The sequence below is a fragment of the Aeromonas sp. FDAARGOS 1414 genome, from assembly GCF_019047065.1.
In the GTDB taxonomy this organism is placed as follows: Bacteria; Pseudomonadota; Gammaproteobacteria; order Enterobacterales; family Aeromonadaceae; genus Aeromonas; species Aeromonas veronii_A.
On record NZ_CP077210.1, the window covers coordinates 3,004,903 to 3,029,613 of the forward strand.

A 24,711-nucleotide genomic window follows, 5' to 3' on the forward strand; every position below is an offset into this window, starting at 1 on the left:
TCCTTATCAGTTCGGCCTGCCAGCATAATCGTGGCGCCAGCGCCCTGCATTAACCTTTGTTAAGTTCTTTCAGTCGCTTGCGAATGCGGCTCAGGCTGATGGGAGTAATGCCAAGATAGGCGGCGATCTGGTGGTCGGGCACTCTGGCATCGAGTGCGGGAAAGCTGTCGAGAAAGTGCTGATAGCGCGCCTGCGGGCTGCCGGTCAGCAGCAACTGCTCCTTCTCCTCCTTGATGCGCAACTGCACCTCCAACAGGTGCTGATACCAGCGCGGCCAGCCGGGCAGCTGGCGCAGGTCGGCCAGACTGAACAGCTGCAGATGGCAGGGTTCCAGCGCCTCCACGCTGTAGCGGGCTGGCTCGCCACTGAGCAGGTGGTGAAAGTCGAGAAACTCGTCCCCCTCCCAGTAGAACTCCTTGATGTACTCGCGGCCATCCTCCAACACCAGCTTGGCCCGCAGCAGCCCCTGCTCCACCCTGACCAGCAGATCCGGGCTGTCGCCAGCGTGCCAGAGGCAGCTTTTTGGGCTGAGGGTCAGCGGGCGGGCAAAAGAGAGGAGGCGCGCGGCCTCCTCTTTATCTGCGACCTGCGCCCAATCGAAGGGGGGTCTGTCAGTCAGCATGATTAACCGCGACGCTGACGCACGGCTTCAAACAGGCAAACGCCGGTTGCCACCGAGACATTGAGGCTGGATACCGCCCCCGCCATCGGGATGCTCACCAGCTCATCGCAGTGCTCGCGGGTCAGACGGCGCATCCCCTTGCCTTCAGCTCCCATCACCAGCGCCATCGGGCCGGTCAGTTTGGCCTGATAGAGGTCGTGATCGGCCTCGCCAGCGGTGCCGACAATCCAGACGCCGCGCTCCTGCAATTCGCGCAGGGTGCGGGCCAGGTTGGTGACCTGAATGAGCGGCACCACTTCGGCCGCGCCACAGGCAACCTTGCGCACGATCGGGGTCAGGCCGGTGGCCTTGTCCCGCGGCACGATGACAGCATGAGCCCCGGCAGCATCGGCGCTGCGCAGGCAGGCGCCGAGGTTGTGCGGGTCAGTAACGCCATCCAGCACCAGCAGGAAGGGCTGGTTCTCATGTGCCGCCAGCTCGTCCAGCAGGCTGGCCAGATCGTGCTCGGCGAGCTTCGGCGCCTCTTTCACCCGGGCCATGATGCCCTGGTGATTGTTGCCTTCCGCTTTGTCATCAAGGGTCTTGCGGTTCACACTCTGCACGCGCAAGCCGAGGGACTCCAGCTCGGCCAACAGGGGTTGCAGCCGGTCGTCATCGCGCCCCTTGAGGGCCCACACTTCGATGAAGCGCTCGGGAGTGCGCTCCAGCAGCGCGGTGACAGCGTGAATGCCGTAGATCAGTTCAGTACTCATGTTCAAGATCCGTAGGTCGGGTCGCATAAATGCGCCCCGAAGAAAAATGGCCGTACCGGCAGCCTGACCACCATGATGCTGGTCTCGTCACCGGTCGCTAAATGATGACGCATCATACCAGAGACGCCGGCATCTAGGGAGGAGGAAGCTGCTCGGCCAAGCGCCTGCCGCTATATCGAGCTCTTCAGTGGCTCGTGGCGACAAGCCAATCATGGCCTGTTAGCCGCTACGCGGTGCTCAAAACGGTGGGTATCCCAACTTCACTACCTGACATCGTGAAAGCGATAAATCCGCCCATTCTCGTTCACCTCCGCCACCTTTCTCAAAGCCTCCGCTGGCGACAAACCGAACTTTCGGGTTAACACAACGAACAGATGGTAGAACTCGGATTTCAAATCCGCGGCGAAGATCCCCGGATCATCAGATCCCAGACAAATAGACATAGGGACATCACCTTTAATTGCCTCACCCGGCAAACCCATCCAACGAAAGATATGATGCTCGCTAACATCTCGATACTGGCTGATACGGGTATTGCTGGTCGGAGGGCACTCAATCGCGATGTTTCGGTCTGCCATTTTTGCCATCACCGCCTGTTGCAACGAAACTAACGCCTCATCCGGTAAATATTCCAGGGTGACATCAATGTATTCATTTCGCTGCTTTCGCACATTGTCATCTGTCAGCCATTGCCGATACAGCTTCAGCGGCCTTTTCATGCCCGCCACTTTAGCCAACTCTCTAGCGCGCTCGTACTCTTCCAACCAGAGGGATTCGGGCTTTAATGGCCCATCCAATTCACCCAGCAGACCTTCCGATTCAGCCAACACGCCTCGCAAATCAAACACCTGCTCAAGGGTGGTAATCGAGATCTCGTCTTCCAGCGAAAACACCTTATGGGCCAAACGAACCGCTTCAATAGCTGCATCACTGGCGTAACGCAGTAGCTGTGGATGATTGCGAAGTTCCCGCCAGATAAATACCAAATCGAGCAATCGCGTCTCTTTAGTCATGGACAGAGACGATGGCAAAGAGCGTTTCCAGATGTTAGGCGTGATGCCAATGGCAGTGCAGTGACCAAGACGGTCACCATTACGCAACGGCAAAAACCTCAAGGCATCATCAATGGAGCGAATACCACTGATCAGATGCGGGAAGTCCTCGCCAACATGATAGGTAAAATGAGCAATACCGGATTTGGCCAGCACCCGAAACAAGGGACCAAACAATTCCGGTGGCGCGTGCATCTCATTGGCAGCGGCATCCACACCTCGAATCCAGCGGGTCAAACGTGGCTCATGATTCAGGATCTCCATCAGGATAGCTGCCTGATTTTTTACATCCTTGAACAGCAACGCGTAGGGATAGACTTCATCCTTTTGGGGCTTTTTCTTGATGAAGTGCGGCACCAGCGCTAGCTCGGCACATATACTGTCAGGCTTAACCTGCTCAAGATTATCTAGCACCTGGGTGATATTGAGTGGCTGGGGATGTTCCCAGTCTACGGTCATGTGACCTTTAAGGTATTCCCAATACCCACGCAAAACACTGAAGATCAGTTTTTGCATTTTGTCGGGGTCGCTCTTCGGAGCAAAACGCCCTTCCAGATAACGCACCTGAGAATACACGCCGGCACCATGTGCATGTTTGAAACGAGACAAATAAGATTTCTCGGTTTCTTCTCTCAGCTCAGTCATGGTGTATTTCTGGAACTGATCAAACCCGAAAAAATCGTCTCGCTGAACCAGCAGGGTCAGATACTGATTCTGAATTAGCAGGTAAATCCAAAGCAGTCGTTCCAATCCTTCTGGCGCACCATAGCGCCATTTTTCCAACAGCCCGCTTAGCCAGCAAAATTCAGACTCCTGACTGTATTTGTCATCTGTTGGCCAAACCGTCGTAAACCCGTACTCCTGGTCATTATGCAGAATGGTGCTGTCCGCCAACTGCTGCGGGTGCTGCAATGACACAATCCAATCAGGCAACACCATGCCCTGAGCTACCCGGCAAAGAATTTCGCGAATATTACAGGCGATCTGCAAACGATCCCTGAAGATGACAGGCGTCAGGGAGGGATCAATCTGGGCACAGAGTTGTTTCATCTCTTGAACCGCCCAGCCCTTCTCGAAATCTCTGACTGTCACTTCTGGGTGTTTGAGTGCATCCAACCAACACTCTTCCGCACTGGTACTGCCATTCAGATGTTGATGAGTTTCGTTCAGCCGCTCACGGGTAAGGTAATCCTCAACCGCCGGATGATAGGGATACAAAGGCCAGCGAAAGTTGTAATCCTGACTGGCAGGACCAGGATTAAACACATGATGGCACGCCAGAATCGGCAGACACGACACCCTACTCATCAAGGTTTGCCATTCCGAGAACAAAGCAAGATCGGTTTTGGGGCCACCTTTCTCGTTTTTAACAAATTTTTCAGCGATAAAACGCAAAGCCGCAATTGGGCCAAGTTTCATATTTCGCTGTTTGAGTTGTTGTGCCAAGGATGACCAAGCCGATTTGGCTACATGATCAGGCAAGCTACGCGTCTGCTCGTATTGAGCTAGGAACACAGATGACTCCACCCTGTCATCAAGTGATACCTCATCCAACGAGACGTTACTCAGCCGATGCAATAGTACTGTCGAGTTAAGAAGAAACCTTTCCATACCCAATCCTTAAACAATTACCAGCATTATTTATCTGCCACTGGATTAGCTGGGGTATTCTCACTTTCATTCTTCTTCTTTGATTCATATGGTGCAGCAGCAATACCTGAAACATTCAGAAATCTAAATCCCAATACAGGTTTTGAAGAATTTAAAGACTCCACAGCACTAAAGTTGACCTTATCATTAAATCCATCGCCAATAATTTCATCTAACAGAGCAAGAAGATTTTTTTCCTGTTGAGAGAGCAAATGATCCGCCGAATTAATACTACCCAAAGGAAAAATAAATGGATGCACTAATGGACACTTTAAAATAGAGTAAAAGATCGGATGAGTGCTGCTTATATTCGAGAGTTCTCCCATCGATTTCAATTTAGTCACTAACTGACCAACTGATGTAATCGGGTTCTGCTTAAAATTCACAGAAATACGCGAAACAGAACTATCGCAAACTCTATGATATGCATCCTCTTCCACTAAAACAGCATGAAGAAAAGCCAATACATTGAAGCGCATAATTTTTGCAGCATTAGTGTGCTTCGCATATTTACCCTCAAACGCCAAGGGATCATTACCCAGCAAAGACTTATGTTTTTCTGCAACGTTTGATAGATTGAAAAATAGCCGAGTCCAAATCTTACCTATGAGCATGGATGATGGTTTTATTTTGGAGGATATTCGTCTAACAAGGCGATTCCATTTTATTAGCTGAACTATGGATTCATTGACATCCTGCTCATCAACAACATCCAGCTCCTCAACCTCTTCGCCAGCTCCTTTTTCAGCATATTTAGACCACAACGGAGCAACACAAGTCGGTTTTGCAAGAACCTTTATAACGGCCTTTCTAAATTGTTCATTTTCAAAAGTTATTTTTTTATATATATCAGGGAGCTTTGAAGCATCTGTATCAGCTATTTCAATTTCAGAAACACCAGTGTCGACATCTGCAAGGTCAGCAATTGCACCAATGAGATTAAAGACGGACAGAAAATCAGTCGGAGACGGCGTCAAGGCGGAACTCAAAGATGCGGCAAGTGCAACCTTTGCAAGCCCACTCTCTGCATTAATATCAAGCGCACGGTAGTCTGCTTTTTTTTTCTTACTCATGTGAATCATACCAAGATACACACCGGGAGACGTATTCGGACTTCCATCATCAGAAATAACAGCGCAACTTCTATTAGCCCAATTTGTTACGCTTTCACGCCGCCCAATGGACATATATGATTTGAATTCAATATCCGGAGGTTGTCGATAGCGCCCCCCCTGATTTCCAACTGATTTTTGAACACTATCAAAAAGACTAACACTACCACAACCGACCAACATTAACTGAAGAAGCTGGGAAAGCCCCCCATCACATAGAGCACTCACTTGGGATGCTAGATATACAGAGCAATTTCTAAGAGCTTCATTACTCGATTGAGGGCGAAGATAAAATCCAGTATTAACCTCCTGATCTTGGAGAGAATATCTAAAAACATCATCACACAACGAATCCATCCCAATACGATGCTGCTCATAGTTCAACCCTGCTCGATATATACTACTAAGCATGGCACCATACAACGAATCCCGCAGGAGCATACTTTTAGAAAGCGTTGAAGCTTGCAACCGAGAATAGTAATCCTGCATAACTTGCATCAACAACCTGACAGGCTGCTTCAAAAGCTCATCAACATACATATCAAGATCGGAGCCAGTTCGTATGTTTAGACCATTCGAGACAATATTCTCTAAAGCACTCCGAACCGAATTAACCTTTACTCCATCCTCATCTTTACCGTATACAACGCTAATGTTTTCGCAACCATTTTCTCGCCCTTTTTCGCCAACCAGTTGCAACATAGTTTTGAGCTGTATTCGTTTCTGCACAGGAAACAGCTTCAACAAATACTGCTGTTCAAGATGCTCCACCATATATCCTCGCTCGGCTAGGCGGGCACTCTCTTTTTCCTGATCGAGCAAGGTTTTACTGTAATTTTCGTATTGCTTACCGCGGATCAACTGGGAATACAGACGCAAATCGCCAGTCGCCACCACCACCAACTTCTGACTATTTAAAAACCTGCGAATGGATTCAAGCACATCCCAACCCGTATCAAACTGGGTATCGATATCATCGAACGAGATCAAAATAGCCTTGCAGCCGAGGATCTTACACGCGCATTCAACAAGCAGGTCAAAAATCTCGGCTAAATCCTGACCACCGATGGAGTAGTCAAGCTGGGCATCCAGCTTCAAAGCGTCACTGAAATATTCTGGCTTGTATTCCTTGTCGGTCAGCAAATGCAACCCGCGCTTCAGTTGCCCCAGATGATTCTGCCAACGCTCTTTATGCTCTTTATGGTTATTAGATGACCAGCTCTCTTTTAACTTGTCTGATACCATCTTATTCAAGCGGGCTGTCACCGTGACCAGAATAGGTTCATGACGCGGCAACTTGGTTGGGTCGATGGTCGGCAGACACTTGATGCTCACGCTGGCACCACTTGTGTCACCATTTAGTGATTTGACCACGCTATTGATAAAAGTGGTTTTACCTGCACCACGAGTACCATCAACAAAGAACACATTACGGCCAGACTCATCAATAACCCGTGTTACATTCGTAGGCTTATCAGCATCTGCCGGGGTAACCGAATCTCGAATGCTCTCAACCAACTGATCACGCAGCGCTTTCTGGATCAGATCTCCGTCTTTGGTACTGCCAGGAAGATTGGAGGCGAACAAGTCGATGATGATGTCGTAATTTTCTTGATTTTCAGCCTGCTTGGTATCAGTCATATCGGTATCGATCCAGTCATTTTGTTTTTTGGCCAGTCTGTACATCAGAACTGGCGCTTTAAATTTAAACAGCATTGACTGCTGCAATGCTCAAGATGGAAAAATGGGGCACCCGCCTTGCTGAGCACCTCGTAGCAGCCCACAGACCAGCAACCAGTCACCCCAGTCACCCCAGTCACAGGTGGGCATGGTATTTTCCCCCTGTAAATCGCCGAGGCGGGTTGAGCGGGTCAGTAGTAATTAACATGGACACCCATCGTTGTTCGGCAATCAAATCGAGAGGGTTACATTTTGATGGGATGTAATGGGCATTAATCGCTTATCAATTCAATTTGATCTGCGTGACAGACTCCAGCCTGCAGCTTTTAACCTGCGATGTGGTGCTGGCCTGGCTCATGTTGCCAAACGGCTATGTTAGCGAGCAAAGCGGGGGAGGGAAGAAGGAGATGATAGTTTCCTGAGCAAGATCAATAAATTAATCGGCTTGGGGAGTACCGAAGTAGAGCAGCAAGACTAAAGGGGCAAAATGAAAAATAGGACACACCCACCTTTCCACGCGCCTCGTAGCGGCCAATAGCGTGGCAATCGCGCAGGGATTGTGTTCCTAGCCATAAGCACGGATCTTGGCCGAGCGCCGCCCAGAATCTGAGTCTCCCCTTCTCGCTGACCATAAAAAATCCGAACCCCGGTAACAGGGTTCGGATTTTTTTTTCGTTTCCGGGACTATCAGGCGCTAGGGAAGATAACCCGGGGCCATCACATCAGCCCCTTACTACCTCAGCCCGGGTCGCCGGACCTAGGCCATGGCCGAGGGCTTATCCCTTGGCCTTGTCGCGCGCTTTTTTGCTCGGTCGTCTGTTGCTCGGTTTGGCGCGGCCACCCTTGTCGGATTTGCCGTGATCCTTGCCCTCTTTACGTTTTTCGTGGCGTTGGGCGCTCTTGGCCTTCTCTTTCTTGATCTCGGCCTGCTTGCGCGCCATCTCTTTGGCGTTCTTGCCGGTGGCCTTGAGCGGCTCTTCCACCATCACGAAGTCGATCTTGCGATCATCCAGGTTCACGCCCATCACCTTGACCCGCACCTTGTCACCCAGACGGTAGCGACGGCGGAAGTTCTCGCCGATCAGCTGCATGTGCAGGGGATCAAACTGGTAGTAGTCGTTGGTGAGGGTGCTGACGTGCACCAGACCGTCGATGTGGATCTCCGCCAAACGGACGAAGAAACCAAAGCCGGTGACGCTGGCGATGACGCCGTCAAACTCGTCACCCACGTGATCCAGCATGTACTCGCACTTGAGCCAGTCGGCCACATCACGAGTCGCATCGTCGGCACGGCGCTCGGTCATGGAGCAGTGCTCGCCCATCGGGTCCACTTCTTCCAGCTGGTAGTGATAACCACCGCTCGGGGTCCACTTGTGGCGCAGGTTGCCCTGTTGCTCCTTGGCGGTCTGATACTTGATCGCCCGGTGCAGGATCAGGTCGGGATAGCGACGGATCGGCGAAGTGAAGTGCGCATAGGACTTCAACGCCAGACCGAAGTGACCGATGTTGTCAGCCTGATAGATGGCCTGACGCATGGAGCGCAGCAGCATGGTGGAGAGCAGCTCCGCATCCGGGCGACCTTCAAACTTGGCAGCCAGCTCGGCAAAGTCTTTCGGCTCGGGCTCAAGGCCGCCTTTAAGCTCCAGACCCAGTTCGGCCAGGAAGTCACGAAAACCGGTCAGACGCTCTTCACCCGGACGGTCGTGCACCCGGAACAGGGCTGCGGCTTCGTTCTTCTCGATGTAGCGGGCGGCAGCCACGTTCGCCTGGATCATGCACTCTTCGATGATCTTGTGGGCGTCGTTACGCACCAGCGGCACAATGCGGTCGATCTTGCGCTGGGCGTTGAAGATGAAGCGGGTCTCCTCGCTCTCGAACTCCACCGCGCCGCGCTGGTGACGGGCATGCTTGAGCGCCTTGTAGAGGTTGTTGAGCTCTTCGATGTGGCCCACCAGCGGATCATACTGCTGGCGCAGCTTGGGATCGCCGTCGAGGATCGCCGCAACCTTGGTGTAGGTCAGACGGGCGTGAGAGTTCATTACCGCTTCGTAGAACTTGTAGCCGGACATGCGGCCAGCGGCGGAGATGGTCATCTCGCACACCATGCAGAGGCGGTCAACTTGCGGGTTCAGGGAACACAAGCCGTTGGAGAGCACCTCCGGCAACATGGGCACCACGAACTCGGGGAAGTAGACGGAGTTGCCACGCTGATACGCTTCGGCATCCAGCGCCGTGCCGGGCTTCACGTAAGCGGAGACATCCGCAATGGCAACCCACAGACGCCAGCCGCCACCACGCTTGGCTTCACAGAAGACAGCGTCATCGAAGTCACGGGCGTCTTCCCCGTCGATGGTCACCAGCGGCAGGGCGCGCAGGTCGATGCGGCCCTCTTTGGCTTTCTCCGGCACCTGCTCGCCGAGGCCGGCAACCTCTTTGGTCACCTCTTCCGGCCAAGTGTGCGGGATACCGTGGGTACGCAGGGCAATTTCGATCTCCATGCCCGGCGCCATGTTCTCGCCCAGCACTTCCAGTACGGTACCGACGGCATTGATGCGGGAAGTGGCACGCTGGTTGATGCGCACAACCACGACCTGGCTCTGGCGAGCCCCTTTGTTTTCCCCTTCCGGGATGATGATGTCCTGGCCGATACGGCTGTCATCCGGCACCACGAAACCAACGCCATTCTCGACGAAGTAACGGCCGACAATGTCTGCCTCACGGGACTTGAGCAGGCGCACCAGACGCGCTTCCTGACGACCCTTGCGGTCAATCTCGGTCGGCTGCACCAGCACGTAATCGCCATGCATCAGGCGTTGCATCTCTCGGTTGTTCAGATACAGATCCGGACCACCACCTTCCGGACGCAGAAAACCGAAGCCATCCTTGTGGCCGATTACATAACCTTTGACCAGATTCAGGCGATCCGGTAGGGCATAACATTGGTTGCGAGTGAATACCAGTTGTCCATCACGCTCCATGGCGCGCAGACGACGACGCAAGGCTTCCAACGGCTCTTCATCTTTCAGCTTGAGGACCTTGGCCAACTCTTCACGGGACATGGGCTTTTCATGGCCCTTGATGAGTTCCAGGATCAACTCGCGACTGGCGATGGGGTTATCGTATTTTTCGGCCTCGCGTTCGAGGAAAGGATCTTTTTGAGACATAAGCAGGCCTTAGGGTAGGTGGTAACGGTGCCATTATATCGGAGGGGGGGGCGAATGGCATCCATCGGCTGCCTTTTGGCCAATCTCTCTGTCATACTATCTTCAGTTCGCTGGCATGATGAGACACAGAACTCATGAGTAAGGACACATTTGCCCAATCTGCCGCCTATCTCAAACAGGCGGTCCCTTTGATGATCAAGTACCAGATCCCCACGACGCCGGACAATTACCACCTGTGGTACAACTATGTCTCGGCCAGCATGCCCGAGCTCAACCAAGCGATCGATCAGGCAGTCAAAATGCAGGGAACCTGCTCGCTCACCACCTGCGAGCGACTCTATCACCAGTATCTGGCCGCTCAGGACGAGAAGCAGATGGAGGCGATGAAACTGAGCCTCGCCGCCATGGCCAACGAGCTAGGCCACTCCATGCAGGACGCCATCTCCGATACCGGCATGTTTCAGGAGATGCTCGACAAGAGTTTTGACAAGCTCAGCCGCATTGATGACGAGGGCTTCAGCCTGGAAGACACCATGGGGATCCTGCGGGAGCTGGTGCGCGAGTCGCGGGATGTGCGCATGTCCACCATGCACTTTCGCAACCAGCTCAGCAATGCAGAGAAAGAGATCAAAGAGCTGCGGGCCGCGCTCAACGAGACACGCAAACTGGCCAACGAGGATGCCCTCACCAACCTGCTCAACCGCCGCGCCTTCGATCTGGAGCTGGAGGGGTTGATCCGCAGCCAGCACCCCTTCTCGCTGATCCTCGCCGATATCGATCGCTTCAAAAACTTCAACGACGAATATGGCCACCTGCTCGGCGATCAGGTGCTGCGCGCCTTCAGCAAACGGCTGCGCGATGCCTGCAAGGAGGGGGTCACCGCCTATCGGCTGGGTGGGGAGGAGTTCGCCATGCTGGTCCCCCATCGCTCGCTGGCGCTGGCCAGACAGATGGCGGAGAGCATGCGCCGCGCCATCGAGCGGATGTCGATTCTGGATCGCAAATCGGGCCGCCGCATCGATCACATCACAGCCTCGTTTGGCGTGGGTGAGTTCAACGGTCAGGAGAGCGCAGACTGTCTGGTCGAACGTACCGACAAGCTGCTCTACAAGGCCAAGGAGCTGGGGCGCAACCGGGTGATGCCGCTTCCTTCCTGATTTAGTCCCCTGCCCGACCGCAATGCCAATGTAAAAAGCCAGTCAGATCAACTGACTGGCTTTTTGGTCTCTCTTGCTCCGACAGGGGCTGTTCATTCCAGCCCCAGTGGAACTCTGCTCAGTGTGAAGGATTACTCCTGTACCTCGCTGACACCTTCGACTTTCACATCAACACGGCGGTCCGGAGCCAGACAGACGATCAGCTCACGCTTGGACTTGCTGACGCAGCTGTCGCCGGTAACCGGTGAGGATTTACCACGCCCTTCCACATTGATCTTGGCGGCCGGGATCCCTTTACCAACCAGATAGTTGGCAACGGTCTGGGCACGCTGTTCGGAGAGCTTCTGGTTGTAGGCATCGGAACCGATACGGTCGGTGTGACCAATTACGGTTGCCACGCCATCTTTGGGTCGTGCTTCTTCAATCTGGCTATAGAGGCTATCCAATGCCTGACTGGCCTCTGGCTTGAGGGTCGCCTTGTTGAAGTCAAACAGCACATCGGAGCTCAGGGTAAACTGCTTCTCAACCATCACAGGTGCAGGAGCAGGTTCCGGAGCCGGGGCTGGCGCCACAGGGGCAACCTGACCAAAGCGATAAACCGCTGCCAGCGAGAGCAGGCCGTTATCCATTCTCAAACCGGTATCATCACGACTGCCATACGGGGTGGTGTACTGATACTCCAGGCGAGCTGCCCAGTCGAGGTTGAATGCATACTCGGCACCCAGTGCTCCGACCATGACAAAGCGGCTGTCATCTTTGTAGACATCGCTCTTGGTGTCAGCCCAGCCATAACCGCCACCGACACGACCATACAGATCCAGATTATCGGTAACCGGGAAGCCCAGTTTCAGGGTCAGTTGAGCCAGCTGTGCTTTTACTTCATCACTGAAAGCGCCTGCCGCCGTAGTGGCATCGTATTTGTAATTGCCCAGATAGTCGTAACCCAGCTCCAGTCCCAGATTTTTGTTGATCTGATAACCGCCAAACACGCCTGCACCCAAAGCATCGTTGGTCTCATTGCCAAGGGTCAGGGCATTGCTTTCATCAATGCCGTAGAAGTTGGACCAACCCAGTTTGGCACCGCCATACCAGGTGTTGTCCTGACCGGCAGCCTGGGCATTGGCCGCCAGCAAGCCGGTAACCAGCAAGGTAATCAATGATTTTTTCATGTTTGAGCCTCTGCAACTTTATGTAGGAGGAGGTTGATTGATATCACCTCGTCTTATAGGTGCAACCACCCAAAAGCGATCGCAGCATATCAACGTTAGCCTATTTTCAAGTCACTGATATCAATTAACAAAAAACACTCTAACGCAACCACGTTACAAAAACAGCAACAAACGTTTGTTATTTGAACTGAATGTGACGCAAAAAGACGCACAGATGAGGGCAGATAGGAGAAAAAGGCCAGCAACATGCTGGCCCGAAGCGATATCAGTGACGAACAAACTCGTAGTGCTGATCGATAAAGTCAGCAACACGCTGGCTCAGTACCTTGTGCACCGTCCTGGTCGGATGCACCTGATCCCAGAACATATGCTCATCGCAGTTGAGGGTCGCTGCTCGCCCTTTTGCCTGCCCGCTCACCACCGCCTGCGCCAGGATCGGGTTACCGGCAATAGCCACTCTTTCGGAGAAACTTAAAGCCGGGGTCGCAGCCACCTCGGCGGCGCTGCCGGAGAACGGCTTCCATGTATAGCCACCACCGTAGCAGGCGTGTTCTGTGTCACTCAGCCCGAACTGCTGAGGATCGCGCATCATCTCGTCAAACTGCTTGTCCACTTCGAACAGCTTCACGATGCCAAGGGGAGCCAGCTCGCGAGTGAGGTTCTGCAACTTCTGGTTGTGGTAACTGGCCACATGGCGCACCTTCTCCACCACCTTCATGCTGCGGGCTGACGGGGTCTGCCCCAGATCCGGGATGTTGAACAGCAGGATCTGCTGCGCGCCGTTGAGCACCAACCGGTTGGATGCCAGCCGGATGGTATCGATCACCCGATCCGCATCCCGCTCGGTGTTCCAGCCATAAGCCAGATAGTCGTTGGCACCGACCCAGATCACCACCAGATCATCGGGACGGAACTTGTCCTTTTTCAGGAACTGATCAATCTCGTAATCGAGGTTGTTGATCACCTGATATTTGGGGTCCCAGGACCAGAAACCGAGCCAGCCGTTCAGGGCCCCCAGATGGTTATAGGCCACCGCGGTTGCACCGCCTTCCGCCTCGTTGGCCACGACCAGACCGGGAAAACGCTCATCACCCAACTGCTCCAGCCACACCGGGCCGTTGCTGAAGCGCCCGTTGAAGTAAGGTGGGCTGGAGGGGAGATACCCCCGCATCTTCTTGTACATCTTGCCGGTGTCGGAGAGGCTGTCACCAAACATCACGACCCGGGAAAAAGGTTGGCGTCCCTCTGCCGCTTGCGCGGTCAATGCCATTAACCCCAATAAACAAACAAGCCATTTTTTCATATTGTTATGCTCTTCGATTAAGCAGGTGAGACCTGCGGACTTCTCCTCGAGTGGCGACAGGCATGGGAAGAGTCTGTAGCCACTGACTTCTGGTGAAGGCGACAGATTACAGTTCCAGATGAAATCACACATGTTCCGACACCGATGAAATCGCTTGCGCTCACAAAACAGACAATCACACCAGCCTATTTCTTTCACGCTTGTTTCACGCCCCCCCCGGCACAATGCCCCCATACCAACGACAGGAGTATGAAATGAACAAGGCAAGCGCAAGCGTAATCGGACTGTTGACCCTGATGTCTGTCTCCTCTTTTGCCATGGCGGCCTATACCGGCCCGCAGGAGCAGAACAAGGTTTCCGTTGCTCAACTGAAAGATCTGGCCGATGACAGCTGGGCCACCCTGGAAGGGAAACTGGTCAAGCACCTGGGCGGCGAGAACTATCTGTTCCGCGATGCCAGCGGTGAGGTGGAGGTCGAAGTGGATCAGGATGTGTGGCGTGGCACCGAAGTGGGCCCGGATGATCAGATCCGCATCCGTGGTGAAGTGGACCACAGCTGGAACAAAACCGAAGTGGAAGTGAAAACCCTGGAGAAAGTGGGCGCGGCCCCGCAGACCAAGGGCGGCTTTATTGCCAAATAAGGCCACTTCAACGACGAACTGGCCAGACGTTAAAAGGGCGCTTGATATCAAGCGCCCTTTTGCATGGTTAACCCAGCGTCACCGCTTAACCGGCCCGACTGGCAAAGGCTCTCTTGAACCCCTTCTCGGCCTGATTGACCTTGTAGAGGTAACGGCGCGCCTCCTCTTTGGGATGCTGCTCGGTCAACACCTGATAGACCGCCTCGGGGGAGAGCCGGTTGATCCGGCCCGGCGCCGCCTTGCGATCGCTGGAGAAGGTATTGAGCACCCCGCCAGCGCCACCGTTATAGGCGGAGATCACCGCATAGCGACGGGAGCGCGGGTCCTCGATATCCGCCAGATAGACGGTCTGCAACAGGTGCAGATAGGCGGTACCAACATCGATGTTGTAGGCCGGGTTGAACAGCTCCTCCCGCGTCGGCTGGCCGTTCTTGCCCTTGACCCGAACATAGACGTCACGACCGGCGGTAGCCGGGATCACCTGCATCAGGCCATAAGCGTTGGCATGGCTCACCGCATAGGGGTTGAAGCTGCTCTCGGTCTTGATCACCGCATAGATCAGGCTCTCCGGCACGCCGTATTTGCGCGACGCTTCCCGGATGATCCCCGCATACTTGTAGCCCCGCCTGTCTTCATGGTTGGCCACCATGGGAATATCGACGAAGAAGATGGTGCGAATCCCCAAAGTGCGCTTCTTCATCGCCGTGTTGAGCAGGTAATCGGCATAACGCTCGGCGCGCCAGGAGGCGCGGATTGGCTGGCGCTGATTGTCCAGCACCTGACCGTAGAGGAAGGGCTCGCCGCCGGTCAGAATTTCCCGGTCGGAGTAAAGATCCACTTCGGCCGGATCGTCCGGCGTCAGCAGGGTCTCGATGATGGCGCGACGCAGGTGAGCGCGGGGATCGATGCCCGAGACCGTCTCCACCATGATGTGACCGCTGGAGAAGTCGATGTGGGCCCGGCTCTTGTACTGATCCGTGTATTTGACGTAGTCAAACTTGCCCGCAAACAGCGCCTCCCGCCCCCATATCTCGTTCACGTTATGGGAGAGCGCGCTGATCATGTGTTCAAAACCGCGGATGTCCTTGCCGTTGACCAGATCGTCATCCTCACTCCCGCTGGGCTTGGGGGAGGATGAGCAGGCAGAGAGAAACAGCAGGGTGCACAGCAGCCAAAAAATTCGGCCCATAGGATCCTCAAACCGGGCAGCAGAGCTGCCCATCATTCATTTGCTGCGACTTCAGGAGCGGTCACGCCAGTGTGGCGCCATTCCCGCACCTGTTCACACGTACAACAGCCGGAGAGCTTACTGGGCAGGCGGGGTGTAACCTTCGATCTGCACTTCACCTGCATCAAACAGGTAGCTGACCATCTCTTTTTCCAGCAGTTGGCGATGCTCAAGATTCATCATGTTGAGCTTTTTCTCGTTGATCAGCATCACCTGCTTCTTCTGCCACTCGGCCCAGGCTTCCTTGCTGATGTTGTCAAAAATCCGCTTGCCGAGCTCACCGGGATAGAGTTGGAAATCCAGACCCGGGCCCTCTTTTTTCAGGCGTTGGCAAAATACAGTACGGCTCATGTTGACCTCTATGGTTGTAACTCTGGATAGGCGAGCAGACGGGCCGTGGCGGCCGCCAGCCCCACCTCGGCAGGATGGCGTAAGTTATACCAGAGTCGGTTATCTGCTTCCATGAGCCGCAGCGGCTGCGCCTCATCAATGTCAATCAGCAGCGGCTGAATATCGAGATGGAAGTGGCTGAAGGTATGGCGAAAACCGGCCAGTTCACGATAACCGTGATGGCTCAGGCCGAGGGATGCCAGCAGACCATCCACCTCCGCCAGCGAGGCCACCTGCGGGAAGCAGTAGAGCCCGCCCCAGATCCCCTGCGGCGGCCGCTTCTCCAGCAATAACTCGTCACCATGGCGGATCAACAACATGACGCCATCGCGGGCCGGAATGCTCTTCTTGGGCTTGCTGTTGGGATAAGCGGTAGGCTTGCCTTGCGACAGCCCCTGGCAATCGGCCCGCACCGGACAGCGATCACAGGCAGGCTTGCTGCGGGTGCAGATAGTTGCCCCGATATCCATCATTGCCTGATTGTATTGCGCCACGCCCAGCTTGGGAGTGAGCCGGATGGCGATCTCCCACAGTTCGTTCTCCACCTGTTTCTGGCCGGGCCAGCCCGGCAGCGCCAGCCAGCGGGTAAGTACCCGCTTCACATTGCCATCAAGGATGGCGTGGGGCTGACCCAGAGAGAGCGACAGCACGGCCCCGGCGGTAGAACGGCCAATCCCCGGCAGCGCCATCACCTCGTCAAAGCGCTCGGGAAAGAGACCATGGTGATGATCGCGGATCTGCTGGGCCGCCTTGTGCAGGTTGCGGGCCCGGGCGTAGTAGCCCAGCCCGGTCCAGTGGTGCAGCACCTCGTCGACGGGGGCATCGGCCAGCGCCACCACATCGGGGAAGCGCGCCATAAAACGCTGGTAGTAGGGGATGACTGTGGCGACTTGGGTCTGCTGCAGCATGATCTCCGAGACCCAGACCCGGTAAGGGGTCTTCTCCTGCTGCCAGGGCAGGGTTTTGCGGCCATGAAGCTCGTACCACTCCAGAACCCGGCTTGCGAAGGTTGATTGATTCACGTTGTTCTCATGTCGTTGATATATGGGGAACTCTGCGGTTCCTTCGGCTCATCTGGCCTGCGCGGGCATAAAGTCATCCCGCAGCACAGCGCCAGCTGTCTGGTGCGGCAGCGTAAGGCCTCGTCACGCCCAAGTCAAAGCCGCGCTGACTGACGCTGCGGGCAGGTGGTGGCCAGGCAGCAAAGCGGTAACAAAGACGATATACTCGGCCCCACGATTGATGACGGGAGAGATGGTTTGCAGACTTATCTGGTTGGGGGCGCAGTGAGGGATCGCCTGCTGGGATTACCGCAGGGCGACAGGGATCATCTGGTGGTCGGCGCCACCGTGGAGCAGATGCTGGCGCTGGGTTTTACCCAGGTCGGTCGCGACTTTCCGGTGTTTCTTCACCCCAAAACCCAGCAGGAATATGCCCTCGCCCGTACCGAGCGCAAACAGGGTCAGGGCTACACCGGCTTTGTCTGCCACGCCGCCCCCGATGTGACGCTCGAGCAGGATCTGCTGCGCCGGGATCTCACCATCAACGCCATCGCCGAAGATGATCAGGGCCAGCTTCACGATCCCTACGGTGGCATCGAGGATTTGGAAAAACGGCTGCTGCGCCACGTCTCCCCCGCCTTTGCCGAAGATCCGTTGCGCATCCTGCGGGTTGCCCGCTTCGCCGCCCGCTTCCACGCTCAGGGCTTTACCATAGCGCCGGAAACTCTCGCCCTGATGAGCGAGATGACGGCCGCTGGCGAGCTAACCCACCTCACGCCGGAGCGAGTCTGGAAGGAGCTAGAGAAGGTGCTGCTGGGGCCAACCCCGCAGATCTTTATCGAGGTGCTGCGCCAGTGCGGCGCCCTAAAGGCGCTCTTCCCCGAAATCGACGCTCTGTTCGGCGTCCCCGCCCCGGCCAAGTGGCATCCGGAGATCGATACCGGCATCCACACCCTGATGGTGCTGGAGCAGGCGTGCCGGATCTCCCCCGAGCTGACAGTCCGCTTTGCCGCCCTCTGCCACGACCTTGGCAAGGGAGTGACCCCCAAGGAGTTCTGGCCCAGCCATCACGGTCACGGCCAGAAAGGGCTGCCGCTTATTCGCGCCCTGTGCGAGCGGTTCCGGGTACCCAATGAGTGCCGGGATCTGGCGCTGCTGGTGAGCGATCTGCACACCCACATCCATATTGCCTTTGAGCTCAAGCCCGCCACCCTGCTCAAAGTGTTCGACAAGGCTGATGCCTGGCGTCGCCCCGAGCGCTTTGCCCAGTTGCTGGATGCCTGCCGCGCCGACTTCCACGGCCGCACCGGTTTCGAGGAGCGGGTCTACGCCGAGCCGGACTATGTGGCCGAAGCGCTGGCTGCCGCCCAGGCAGTGCCGGTGAAAGAGATAGTGGCGGCCGGTTACAAGGGAGAAGAGATCAAGGAGCAGCTCGCCAAAAAGCGCACTGATGCCATTAGCCGCATCAAGGATGAGTGGACCTTTATCGAGGAGTAACCTCGGCCCCATAACAGACGGCCGCCCTGATGATGAGCTCCGCAAGGAGAGCATCGCCAGGGCGGCCGTTTTGCATCCAAGTTTATATGTAAGGGGGCGCTAACCCCTGCTGGTGCCGTTATGCAGGACCAATTCGCTCCATCAGGCTCATATGGGATGAGCCATCGTGGCGCTTGAGATTCTGGCGATACTCGAACTGGCGCTGGCTCTCCTGCTTGAGCCCCAGCATCAGCGAATAGCACATCGCCAGCATGATCACCGAGAAGGGCAGCGCCGCTATGATGCTGGCCGCCTGCAAGGCTGCCAGGCCGCCAGAGACCAGCAGGATAGCAGCAACCAGCCCCTGCCCCAGACCCCATACGGCGCGGTGCAGTACCGGCGGCTCCTGATCACCGATGGAGAGCAGAGTGGTGATGACCAGCGTGCCCGAGTCACTGGAGGTGATGAAGTAGGTGCAGATGAGCAGGGTCAGCACGGCCTTGGCGATCCAGCCGAAGGTATCCCAGTGCAGCAGTTCGACCGTCTTGTAGAGCGCCAGCGTCACATCCTGATTGACCGCAGCGACCACGCCGCCACCGCCAAACAGCTCCAGATTCATCGCCGTACCGCCAAACACGGTGAGCCAGAACATGCCGAGCAGCGAGGGTACCAGCAACACACCGAGCACAAACTCGCGGATAGTACGCCCCTTGGAAATACGGGCGATAAACATGCCGACAAACGGCGCCCAGGCAATCCACCAGCCCCAGTAAAACGCCGTCCAGCTCGACTGCCAGGCCGAGGTGCCGTTGGCCTCGGTGTTGGTCCAGAAGCTCAGTTTGACGATGTTCTGCAGGTAATCACCGATGTTCTGTACATAGGCGTTGAGGATATAGGTGGTCGGCCCCAGCACCAGAAAGAGTGCGAGTACGAAGACGCTCAGCCAGATATTGAGCTCGGAGAGGATCTTCACCCCGCGCCCGACCCCGGAAACCGCCGAGAGGGTGGCGATCAGGCTGATACCGCCAATCAGCCAAAGCTGGTTGGACTGCGACACTGCCATACCGAACATCTGGTTGAGGCCGGTATTCATCTGGGAGACCCCCAGACCGAGGGAGGTTGCCACCCCGAACACGGTGCCGAACACCGCCAGCACATCGGCCGCATGGCCCCAGAAGCCGTAGATGCGCTCACCGAGAATGGGGTAAAGCACGGAGCGAATAGCCAGCGGCAACTTGCGGCGATAACTGAAAAAAGCCAGCGACAAGCCAACGATCACATAGATGGCCCAGGGGTGCAGGCCCCAATGGAAAAAGGTGAGGCGCATGGCGATCTGGGCCGCTTCCGGGGTCATCCCTTCGGTAATGAACGGATTGCCCTGCAGATGGTTCATCGGCTCGGCGATGCTCCAGAACACCAGACCGATCCCCATGCCCGCGCTAAAGAGCATGGAGAACCAAGCGAAGTAGCCGAACTCCGGTACCTGGTCGTCGTCACCCAGCCGGATGCTGCCAAAACGGCTGAACATCAGGTAGACAGCGAAGAACAGGAACAGGGCGACCACCAGAATGTAGTACCACTTGAACCCGGCAATAATCTGATCCTTGGCACCGACAAACCAGGCGGCTGCGGTATCGGGAACAAAAACGCCAAACAGTAAAAACAGGGTGATCACGGTGAGGGCCGTCATGGCCATGGTGGGGTTGAGGCCTTTCAATAGCCCTTTGCTTGCTCGCATCCAGCCTCCTTAGTCGTTGTTGAAAAAGTCTTCGCCCACATGATCACCGGCCCCGCCGATGGCGCGATAGACCAGTTTGCCGGCTGCCTGTTCGCGGTGATCCACCAGCGAAACCGAGGGCTGGCCGTTCACGGCGTGACGCTTGCCGAGGAAGATGGCCATGGGGACACCCTGATTGGAGACACCGCTGGTGATCCAGAGGCGGTTGAAGTCGTAAGAGCCGCCGATGAACTCCAGCTGGGCCAGGCCGGTATCGAGGCCGGTCAGATAGAAGTTCATGGCGCTTTCGTCAGGAAAGAGGTGCACCAGCACATAGGCGTAGCGTAATTCATTCACCAACTCCTTTAGGTTGAAAGTACCTGTCTCACTGCAAGAGAGGGGTAACTCACCATCATAGTGGTGTACCTTGAGGTTGTTGGGGTCTTCATCATAGGCAGGCTGATAACGCACAAAAGCCGAGGTGTCCGGCAGTTCATAGCGCACTCTAACCACACGTAACTCGGCCACCAGAGACTTGATATCCAGCTCGTCATTCATCATCTCGCTCCTCAAATGTCAGGGTGAATTCCGTGAAATGCCCGACAACCTAACACAAAATTGATTAGAGCAAAAACCATTACAACAAAAACAATATTGACCTTGTAACGAATTAGGCGGAAAATTTTGCGCCTCTCCATAGCCCTTAAATGACGCACACCCCATGGAAAAACATGATGAAGTACTGGTCGCCCTGCGCCAGATTATTCGTGCCATCGACATGCACTCCAGGCGCTTGATCAAAGAAGCCGGGCTCACTTCCCCGCAACTATTGCTGCTAAAAGGGATCGACGAGCTGGGACAGATCTCCATGCGTCAGCTGGCCGATCACACCAACATGAGCCAGGCCACCGCCACTACCATCATGGACCGATTGGAGAGCCGTCAACTGGTGCAGCGCGTTCGCAGCAATACCGACAAGCGCAAGGTTCACGCGACACTGACTGACGCAGGCCGCGCCCTGCTGGCCCAGGCCCCGACCCCGCTGCAAGAGCGCTTCATCCAGCGTTTTCAGGCGCTGGAAGCGTGGGAACAGACCCTGCTGCTCTCCTCCCTGCAACGCATCTCCACCATGATGAATGCAGACGAAATCGACGCTGCCCCGGTGCTGAGCGTCAGACCCCTGACCGAAGAGCAAGCTTAAACAGCCACAGAATGACAGACATAAAAAAAGCTCCCGACCGGGAGCTTTTGTCTATCAGGCACCGGAGATAATTACTCTTCCAGGCTGATACCGATATTGGAGACGCCATCCTGAGAGGCGAATGCTCTGATAGCCAGGATACGATCGCTGTCGCGCTCATGGGCAACCCGCTTGAGCAACTCGACCTGAAACTCCAGCTCGGCCTCCATGTACTCGTGCTCGTAGAGCTCCTCTTCTGTCAGATCCCGCTCCTCCAGCAGCTCGATAAAACCGGCCACAGTGCCAACGGAGGCATGGCTGGCATCGTTGGCCTCTTCGCCAACCCGGCAGATCACCGAGTTGTAGGCGCAGCCCAGTGCCACACAGGCATCCAGCGCCGGATAGGCGCCGTAGGATTCAAACTTGCGGGGATCCGGGATATGGGCTTCTAACTCTTCGAGAATGGCTCCCAGATTGACACGTGAGCCCTTGACGGTCAGATAGTTCCACATCTGATCCAGCGCGTGCCGGAAGGCATCTGCATTGCCAAAACCGGAAGCCTGGCTGAACAGGGCATAGTTGGGGTACATGCGCTCTGCCAGCGCCAGGGTGTAGACGGTCTGTTGCCAAGGCTGTAGCTCGGCCAGTCGCTTATAAAACTTGTCACCAAACACTGGAGTCGGATCCTTTGCAAAATGTGGGGCAGATTGTAGCCCACGAGGGGCGTGGCGAAAACGAAAAAGCGCCCTGGTCGGCTATGTTGCGCTGGCAACTCGGGTAAGATGGGACGAGAGCGGCATCTTGTCGCGCCGCAAATTCTGATAAGGAACAAGAGTATGAGCCAACGTACCCTTCTTTTGCTCAGCCAGGATAATGCTCACTACGAACGTCTGCTCAAGGCGGCCAACCTCCCTCATCTGCGCATTCTGCGGGCCGACAACCCGAGCGATGCCGAACAACTTATCGGCGAGGCCCATATTCTGCTGGCAGAGCCAGCCCGCGCCAAGCCACTGCTGCCCAAAGCCAACAAGCTGAGCTGGTTCCAGTCCACCTATGCCGGGGTCGACGTGCTGCTCGATCCGGACAGTCGTCGCAACTATCAGCTCACCAACGTGCGCGGCATCTTCGGCCCGCTGATGAGCGAGTATGTCTTTGGTCATCTGCTCAGTCTGACACGCCAACTTCCTCTCTATCGGGAACAACAAAGACAACGACTCTGGCAGAGTCACCCCTATCAGGGGCTCAAAGGGAAAACCATGCTGATCCTGGGTACCGGCAGCATTGGCCAGCATATCGCCCACACCGGCAAACATTTTTGTATGAAGGTGCTGGGCATCAGCCGCAGTGGTCGGGAACGTGCCGGGTTTGACCAGGTTTATCAACTGCCTGCGCTCAACAAGATGCTGGCGCAGGCCGATGTCATCGTCAGCGTGCTGCCTGCCACCCGCGATACCCGTCATCTGTTCAATGCCGCGCGCTTCGAACACTGCAAACCGGGCGCCATCCTGTTCAACGTCGGTCGTGGCAGCGCTGTACACTCGGGTGACCTGCTCACAGCGCTGCGTACCGGCAAGCTGGCAATGGCGGTGCTGGATGTATTCGAGCAGGAGCCGCTGCCCGCCGACAGTCCACTGTGGGGACAACCCAACCTAATCGTCACCCCCCACAACAGCGCCTACAGCTTTCCAGAGGATGTGGCCCAGATATTTGTACGCAACTACATTCGCTTTATCGATGGCCAGCCACTGGATGGCAAGATTGACTTCGACAAGGGTTACTGACCAACACTGCTCATGCAAAAAAGCCCCGCCAGTCTGGCGGGGCCTTTTCATTTCAGCTAGTGGCTACAGCGATTAACCGGCGGCCAGCTCCTTGCGGTAGCTCTTCACCTTGGCCAGGAACTGGCGACGCTCCTTGCCACTGAGCGGTTCAGCCATCGGCAGCTTGGCGGTCATGGCATTAACCGGACGGTTGTTGATCCGCAGCTCGTAATGCAAGTGAGCACCAGTCGAGCGACCGGTATTGCCGGAGAGGCCGATCTTGTCGCCCATCTTCACCCGCTGACCGGTTTTGACCAGCAACTTGCTCAGGTGCAGATAACGGGTAGAGAGGGTTCGACCGTGCTTGATGACGATATAGGTACCCGCCAGCGGGTGGCTGGTCGCCTTTTGGACCACACCGTCACCCGTGGCCAGTACCGGGGTACCCACCGGAACGGCAAAGTCGGTCCCCTCGTGGGGACGGATAGCACCAGTCACAGGATGCTTGCGCGCGGGGTTGAAGTTTGAGCTGATCCGGTAACGACTGTGGGTCGGATAACGGCGGAAACCACGCTCCAGGCTGTTGCCCTGACCATCGTAATAGTTGCCATCATCGGAGAGCCAGGCCGACACCGTCTTGCCCTGACTGATCATTTCCACACCCAGCAGCTGGCTGTTACCGGTGCTCTTGCCCTCGACTGTCTCCTGGCGTACCAACACCTTGAATTTATCGCCCTTTTTCAGATCCTGGGCAAAGTTCATCCGCCACTGGAACAGGTTGGCAATCTTCTGGATATGATTGGCAGGAATGCCAGCATTGCGGGCACTGACATAGAAACTGCCGTTGATCACGCCACTGTAACGCTGCGGCTGCCACTCGACCTTCTCGTTGATCATGGAGGCAGTATAAGCATCGTCACTGCGCGCCATCACCAGCGTCTGCTTGATGTTCAAGCGGATCTTGAGTTGTTGCAGAATGTTGTCCTGATCGATCAGCAGCTCTATGGTCTGGCCCGGTTTCAATCTGGCCAGATAGTTCTTGCTGTCCGCATCAAGTACCTTGTAGAGAGTAGTGGTAGAGAGTCCCAGATTGTTAAAAATGGCGGTCAGGTTCTCACCATTACGCACTCGGTAATCCTGCCACTGCGGTGCGGTATCAACAGGGATATCGTCCTCTGCCGCACTCTGATCAACCAGTTCGTGGTCTGGGATTTCGTTAAAATCGGTGTTGTTTTCGTTGGTTGCCGTACCGGCGGTATCAATGGGCAACTCAAGGCGAAGAGGCCGCTCCAGGATATCCCCCGGCGCTGGCAGCAATGCCACTGCTGACAAGGTCATGGCCGTCAGCATCAGCATGGCGTAAAAATGTTTGCGGGGAACCGGTGGTTCCCAATTGGCAGCCTGTGCTACCAAGGGACGGAGACGTTTCATCCGCTATCCTGTATTTAGATCCAAGAGAGAGTATTGCGATGTCAGTTGTGACAAAACCGTATAAAACTGTTTTTTGGACAAAACAAATTACAAATAGTTCATCACAATCTGCATGAACCTCACATTTTATGCATAACACGCCCTGATGGGCAGAAATGATCGCCTTTTTTAACTATTTTTTCCTATTTTTAAGAGCCGGGTCGGACTCGATTCGGCATTAAAAATT

The 24,711-nt window shown here is 55.5% G+C and carries 19 protein-coding genes; 5 read left to right on the top strand and 14 right to left on the bottom strand.

The features are described from left to right. Positions 1-49: 49 nt before the first annotated feature. The 5 genes from I6L44_RS13450 to rnr form a co-directional block, all read right to left on the bottom strand. Positions 50-622, bottom strand: a complete 573-nt coding sequence (locus I6L44_RS13450; RefSeq protein WP_139495086.1) for a Crp/Fnr family transcriptional regulator — start codon at positions 620-622, stop codon at positions 50-52. A 2-nt stretch (positions 623-624) separates the two neighbouring features. Continuing rightward, positions 625-1,374, bottom strand: a complete 750-nt coding sequence (rlmB, locus tag I6L44_RS13455; RefSeq protein ID WP_216952082.1) for a 23S rRNA (guanosine(2251)-2'-O)-methyltransferase RlmB — start codon at positions 1,372-1,374, stop codon at positions 625-627. Positions 1,375-1,637: 263 nt separating this feature from the next. Next, positions 1,638-4,037: a hypothetical protein gene (locus I6L44_RS13460; RefSeq protein WP_216952083.1), complete on the bottom strand. Its 2,400-nt coding sequence runs from the start codon at positions 4,035-4,037 to the stop codon at positions 1,638-1,640. Between the two features lie 26 nt (positions 4,038-4,063). Beyond that, positions 4,064-6,904: a hypothetical protein gene (locus I6L44_RS13465; protein WP_216952084.1), complete on the bottom strand. Its 2,841-nt coding sequence runs from the start codon at positions 6,902-6,904 to the stop codon at positions 4,064-4,066. Positions 6,905-7,644: 740 nt separating this feature from the next. Beyond that, entirely contained in the window at positions 7,645-10,032 is a 2,388-nt protein-coding gene (rnr, locus tag I6L44_RS13470; protein WP_042052453.1) for a ribonuclease R, read from the bottom strand. 134 nt (positions 10,033-10,166) lie between these two features. Between rnr and I6L44_RS13475 the strand changes: the two genes are divergently transcribed. Then, positions 10,167-11,189: a GGDEF domain-containing protein gene (locus I6L44_RS13475; protein ID WP_019445736.1), complete on the top strand. Its 1,023-nt coding sequence runs from the start codon at positions 10,167-10,169 to the stop codon at positions 11,187-11,189. A 131-nt stretch (positions 11,190-11,320) separates the two neighbouring features. On the opposite strand, the gene ompA is transcribed toward I6L44_RS13475, so the two are convergent. Together ompA and I6L44_RS13485 are read right to left on the bottom strand one after the other, a co-directional pair. After that, positions 11,321-12,358: a porin OmpA gene (gene ompA, locus I6L44_RS13480; protein WP_005335824.1), complete on the bottom strand. Its 1,038-nt coding sequence runs from the start codon at positions 12,356-12,358 to the stop codon at positions 11,321-11,323. Between the two features lie 265 nt (positions 12,359-12,623). Then, positions 12,624-13,661, bottom strand: a complete 1,038-nt coding sequence (locus I6L44_RS13485; RefSeq protein WP_216952085.1) for an SGNH/GDSL hydrolase family protein — start codon at positions 13,659-13,661, stop codon at positions 12,624-12,626. A 254-nt stretch (positions 13,662-13,915) separates the two neighbouring features. Between I6L44_RS13485 and I6L44_RS13490 the strand changes: the two genes are divergently transcribed. After that, positions 13,916-14,302, top strand: a complete 387-nt coding sequence (locus I6L44_RS13490) for a YgiW/YdeI family stress tolerance OB fold protein (RefSeq protein ID WP_005335826.1) — start codon at positions 13,916-13,918, stop codon at positions 14,300-14,302. A gap of 85 nt (positions 14,303-14,387) precedes the next feature. Here I6L44_RS13490 and mltC read toward each other — a convergent pair whose 3' ends face one another. The 3 genes from mltC to mutY all read right to left on the bottom strand — a co-directional run bounded on the left by mltC (position 14,388) and on the right by mutY (position 16,942). Beyond that, entirely contained in the window at positions 14,388-15,491 is a 1,104-nt protein-coding gene (gene mltC, locus I6L44_RS13495; RefSeq protein ID WP_042052484.1) for a membrane-bound lytic murein transglycosylase MltC, read from the bottom strand. Positions 15,492-15,608: 117 nt separating this feature from the next. Further along, positions 15,609-15,881: an oxidative damage protection protein gene (locus tag I6L44_RS13500; protein WP_005335828.1), complete on the bottom strand. Its 273-nt coding sequence runs from the start codon at positions 15,879-15,881 to the stop codon at positions 15,609-15,611. 8 nt (positions 15,882-15,889) lie between these two features. Next, positions 15,890-16,942, bottom strand: coding sequence for an A/G-specific adenine glycosylase (mutY, locus tag I6L44_RS13505; RefSeq protein ID WP_100652745.1), 1,053 nt, complete (start codon positions 16,940-16,942; stop codon positions 15,890-15,892). A gap of 237 nt (positions 16,943-17,179) precedes the next feature. Between mutY and I6L44_RS13510 the strand changes: the two genes are divergently transcribed. After that, positions 17,180-18,418 (top strand): multifunctional CCA addition/repair protein, encoded by a 1,239-nt coding sequence (locus I6L44_RS13510; RefSeq protein WP_216952086.1) that lies wholly within the window; start codon positions 17,180-17,182, stop codon positions 18,416-18,418. A 118-nt stretch (positions 18,419-18,536) separates the two neighbouring features. Here I6L44_RS13510 and I6L44_RS13515 read toward each other — a convergent pair whose 3' ends face one another. Further along, positions 18,537-20,135 carry a BCCT family transporter gene (locus I6L44_RS13515; RefSeq protein WP_005335834.1) on the bottom strand — a complete coding sequence of 533 codons (1,599 nt, stop codon included), beginning with the start codon at positions 20,133-20,135 and terminating at the stop codon, positions 18,537-18,539. A 9-nt stretch (positions 20,136-20,144) separates the two neighbouring features. Then, positions 20,145-20,672: a hypothetical protein gene (locus I6L44_RS13520; RefSeq protein ID WP_216954452.1), complete on the bottom strand. Its 528-nt coding sequence runs from the start codon at positions 20,670-20,672 to the stop codon at positions 20,145-20,147. Positions 20,673-20,835: 163 nt separating this feature from the next. Here I6L44_RS13520 and I6L44_RS13525 point away from each other — a divergent pair, with 163 nt between their 5' ends. Then, entirely contained in the window at positions 20,836-21,315 is a 480-nt protein-coding gene (locus I6L44_RS13525) for a MarR family winged helix-turn-helix transcriptional regulator (RefSeq protein WP_216952087.1), read from the top strand. Between the two features lie 71 nt (positions 21,316-21,386). On the opposite strand, the gene I6L44_RS13530 is transcribed toward I6L44_RS13525, so the two are convergent. Further along, a complete protein-coding gene (locus tag I6L44_RS13530; protein ID WP_216952088.1) occupies positions 21,387-21,968 on the bottom strand; it encodes a YjaG family protein in 582 nt (193 codons plus the stop codon). 162 nt (positions 21,969-22,130) lie between these two features. On the opposite strand from I6L44_RS13530, the gene I6L44_RS13535 reads away from it, so the two are divergent. Then, complete coding sequence (locus I6L44_RS13535) at positions 22,131-23,075, top strand: D-2-hydroxyacid dehydrogenase (protein ID WP_216952089.1); 945 nt, start codon at positions 22,131-22,133, stop codon at positions 23,073-23,075. A gap of 72 nt (positions 23,076-23,147) precedes the next feature. Here the strand turns inward: I6L44_RS13535 and mepM are convergent, their stop codons facing one another. Further along, positions 23,148-24,485 carry a murein DD-endopeptidase MepM gene (mepM, locus tag I6L44_RS13540; protein ID WP_216952090.1) on the bottom strand — a complete coding sequence of 446 codons (1,338 nt, stop codon included), beginning with the start codon at positions 24,483-24,485 and terminating at the stop codon, positions 23,148-23,150. Positions 24,486-24,711: the final 226 nt, after the last annotated feature.

What these genes read in the sequence shown, in the direction of transcription:
- I6L44_RS13450 (WP_139495086.1), bottom strand. Translation starts at nt 622, where the DNA reads ATGCTGACTGACAGACCCCCCTTCGATTGGGCGCAGGTCGCAGATAAA.
- rlmB (WP_216952082.1), bottom strand. Translation starts at nt 1,374, where the DNA reads ATGAGTACTGAACTGATCTACGGCATTCACGCTGTCACCGCGCTGCTG.
- I6L44_RS13460 (WP_216952083.1), bottom strand. Translation starts at nt 4,037, where the DNA reads ATGGAAAGGTTTCTTCTTAACTCGACAGTACTATTGCATCGGCTGAGT.
- I6L44_RS13465 (WP_216952084.1), bottom strand. Translation starts at nt 6,904, where the DNA reads ATGCTGTTTAAATTTAAAGCGCCAGTTCTGATGTACAGACTGGCCAAA.
- rnr (WP_042052453.1), bottom strand. Translation starts at nt 10,032, where the DNA reads ATGTCTCAAAAAGATCCTTTCCTCGAACGCGAGGCCGAAAAATACGAT.
- I6L44_RS13475 (WP_019445736.1), top strand. Translation starts at nt 10,167, where the DNA reads ATGAGTAAGGACACATTTGCCCAATCTGCCGCCTATCTCAAACAGGCG.
- ompA (WP_005335824.1), bottom strand. Translation starts at nt 12,358, where the DNA reads ATGAAAAAATCATTGATTACCTTGCTGGTTACCGGCTTGCTGGCGGCC.
- I6L44_RS13485 (WP_216952085.1), bottom strand. Translation starts at nt 13,661, where the DNA reads ATGAAAAAATGGCTTGTTTGTTTATTGGGGTTAATGGCATTGACCGCG.
- I6L44_RS13490 (WP_005335826.1), top strand. Translation starts at nt 13,916, where the DNA reads ATGAACAAGGCAAGCGCAAGCGTAATCGGACTGTTGACCCTGATGTCT.
- mltC (WP_042052484.1), bottom strand. Translation starts at nt 15,491, where the DNA reads ATGGGCCGAATTTTTTGGCTGCTGTGCACCCTGCTGTTTCTCTCTGCC.
- I6L44_RS13500 (WP_005335828.1), bottom strand. Translation starts at nt 15,881, where the DNA reads ATGAGCCGTACTGTATTTTGCCAACGCCTGAAAAAAGAGGGCCCGGGT.
- I6L44_RS13515 (WP_005335834.1), bottom strand. Translation starts at nt 20,135, where the DNA reads ATGCGAGCAAGCAAAGGGCTATTGAAAGGCCTCAACCCCACCATGGCC.
- I6L44_RS13520 (WP_216954452.1), bottom strand. Translation starts at nt 20,672, where the DNA reads ATGAATGACGAGCTGGATATCAAGTCTCTGGTGGCCGAGTTACGTGTG.
- I6L44_RS13525 (WP_216952087.1), top strand. Translation starts at nt 20,836, where the DNA reads ATGGAAAAACATGATGAAGTACTGGTCGCCCTGCGCCAGATTATTCGT.
- I6L44_RS13535 (WP_216952089.1), top strand. Translation starts at nt 22,131, where the DNA reads ATGAGCCAACGTACCCTTCTTTTGCTCAGCCAGGATAATGCTCACTAC.
- mepM (WP_216952090.1), bottom strand. Translation starts at nt 24,485, where the DNA reads ATGAAACGTCTCCGTCCCTTGGTAGCACAGGCTGCCAATTGGGAACCA.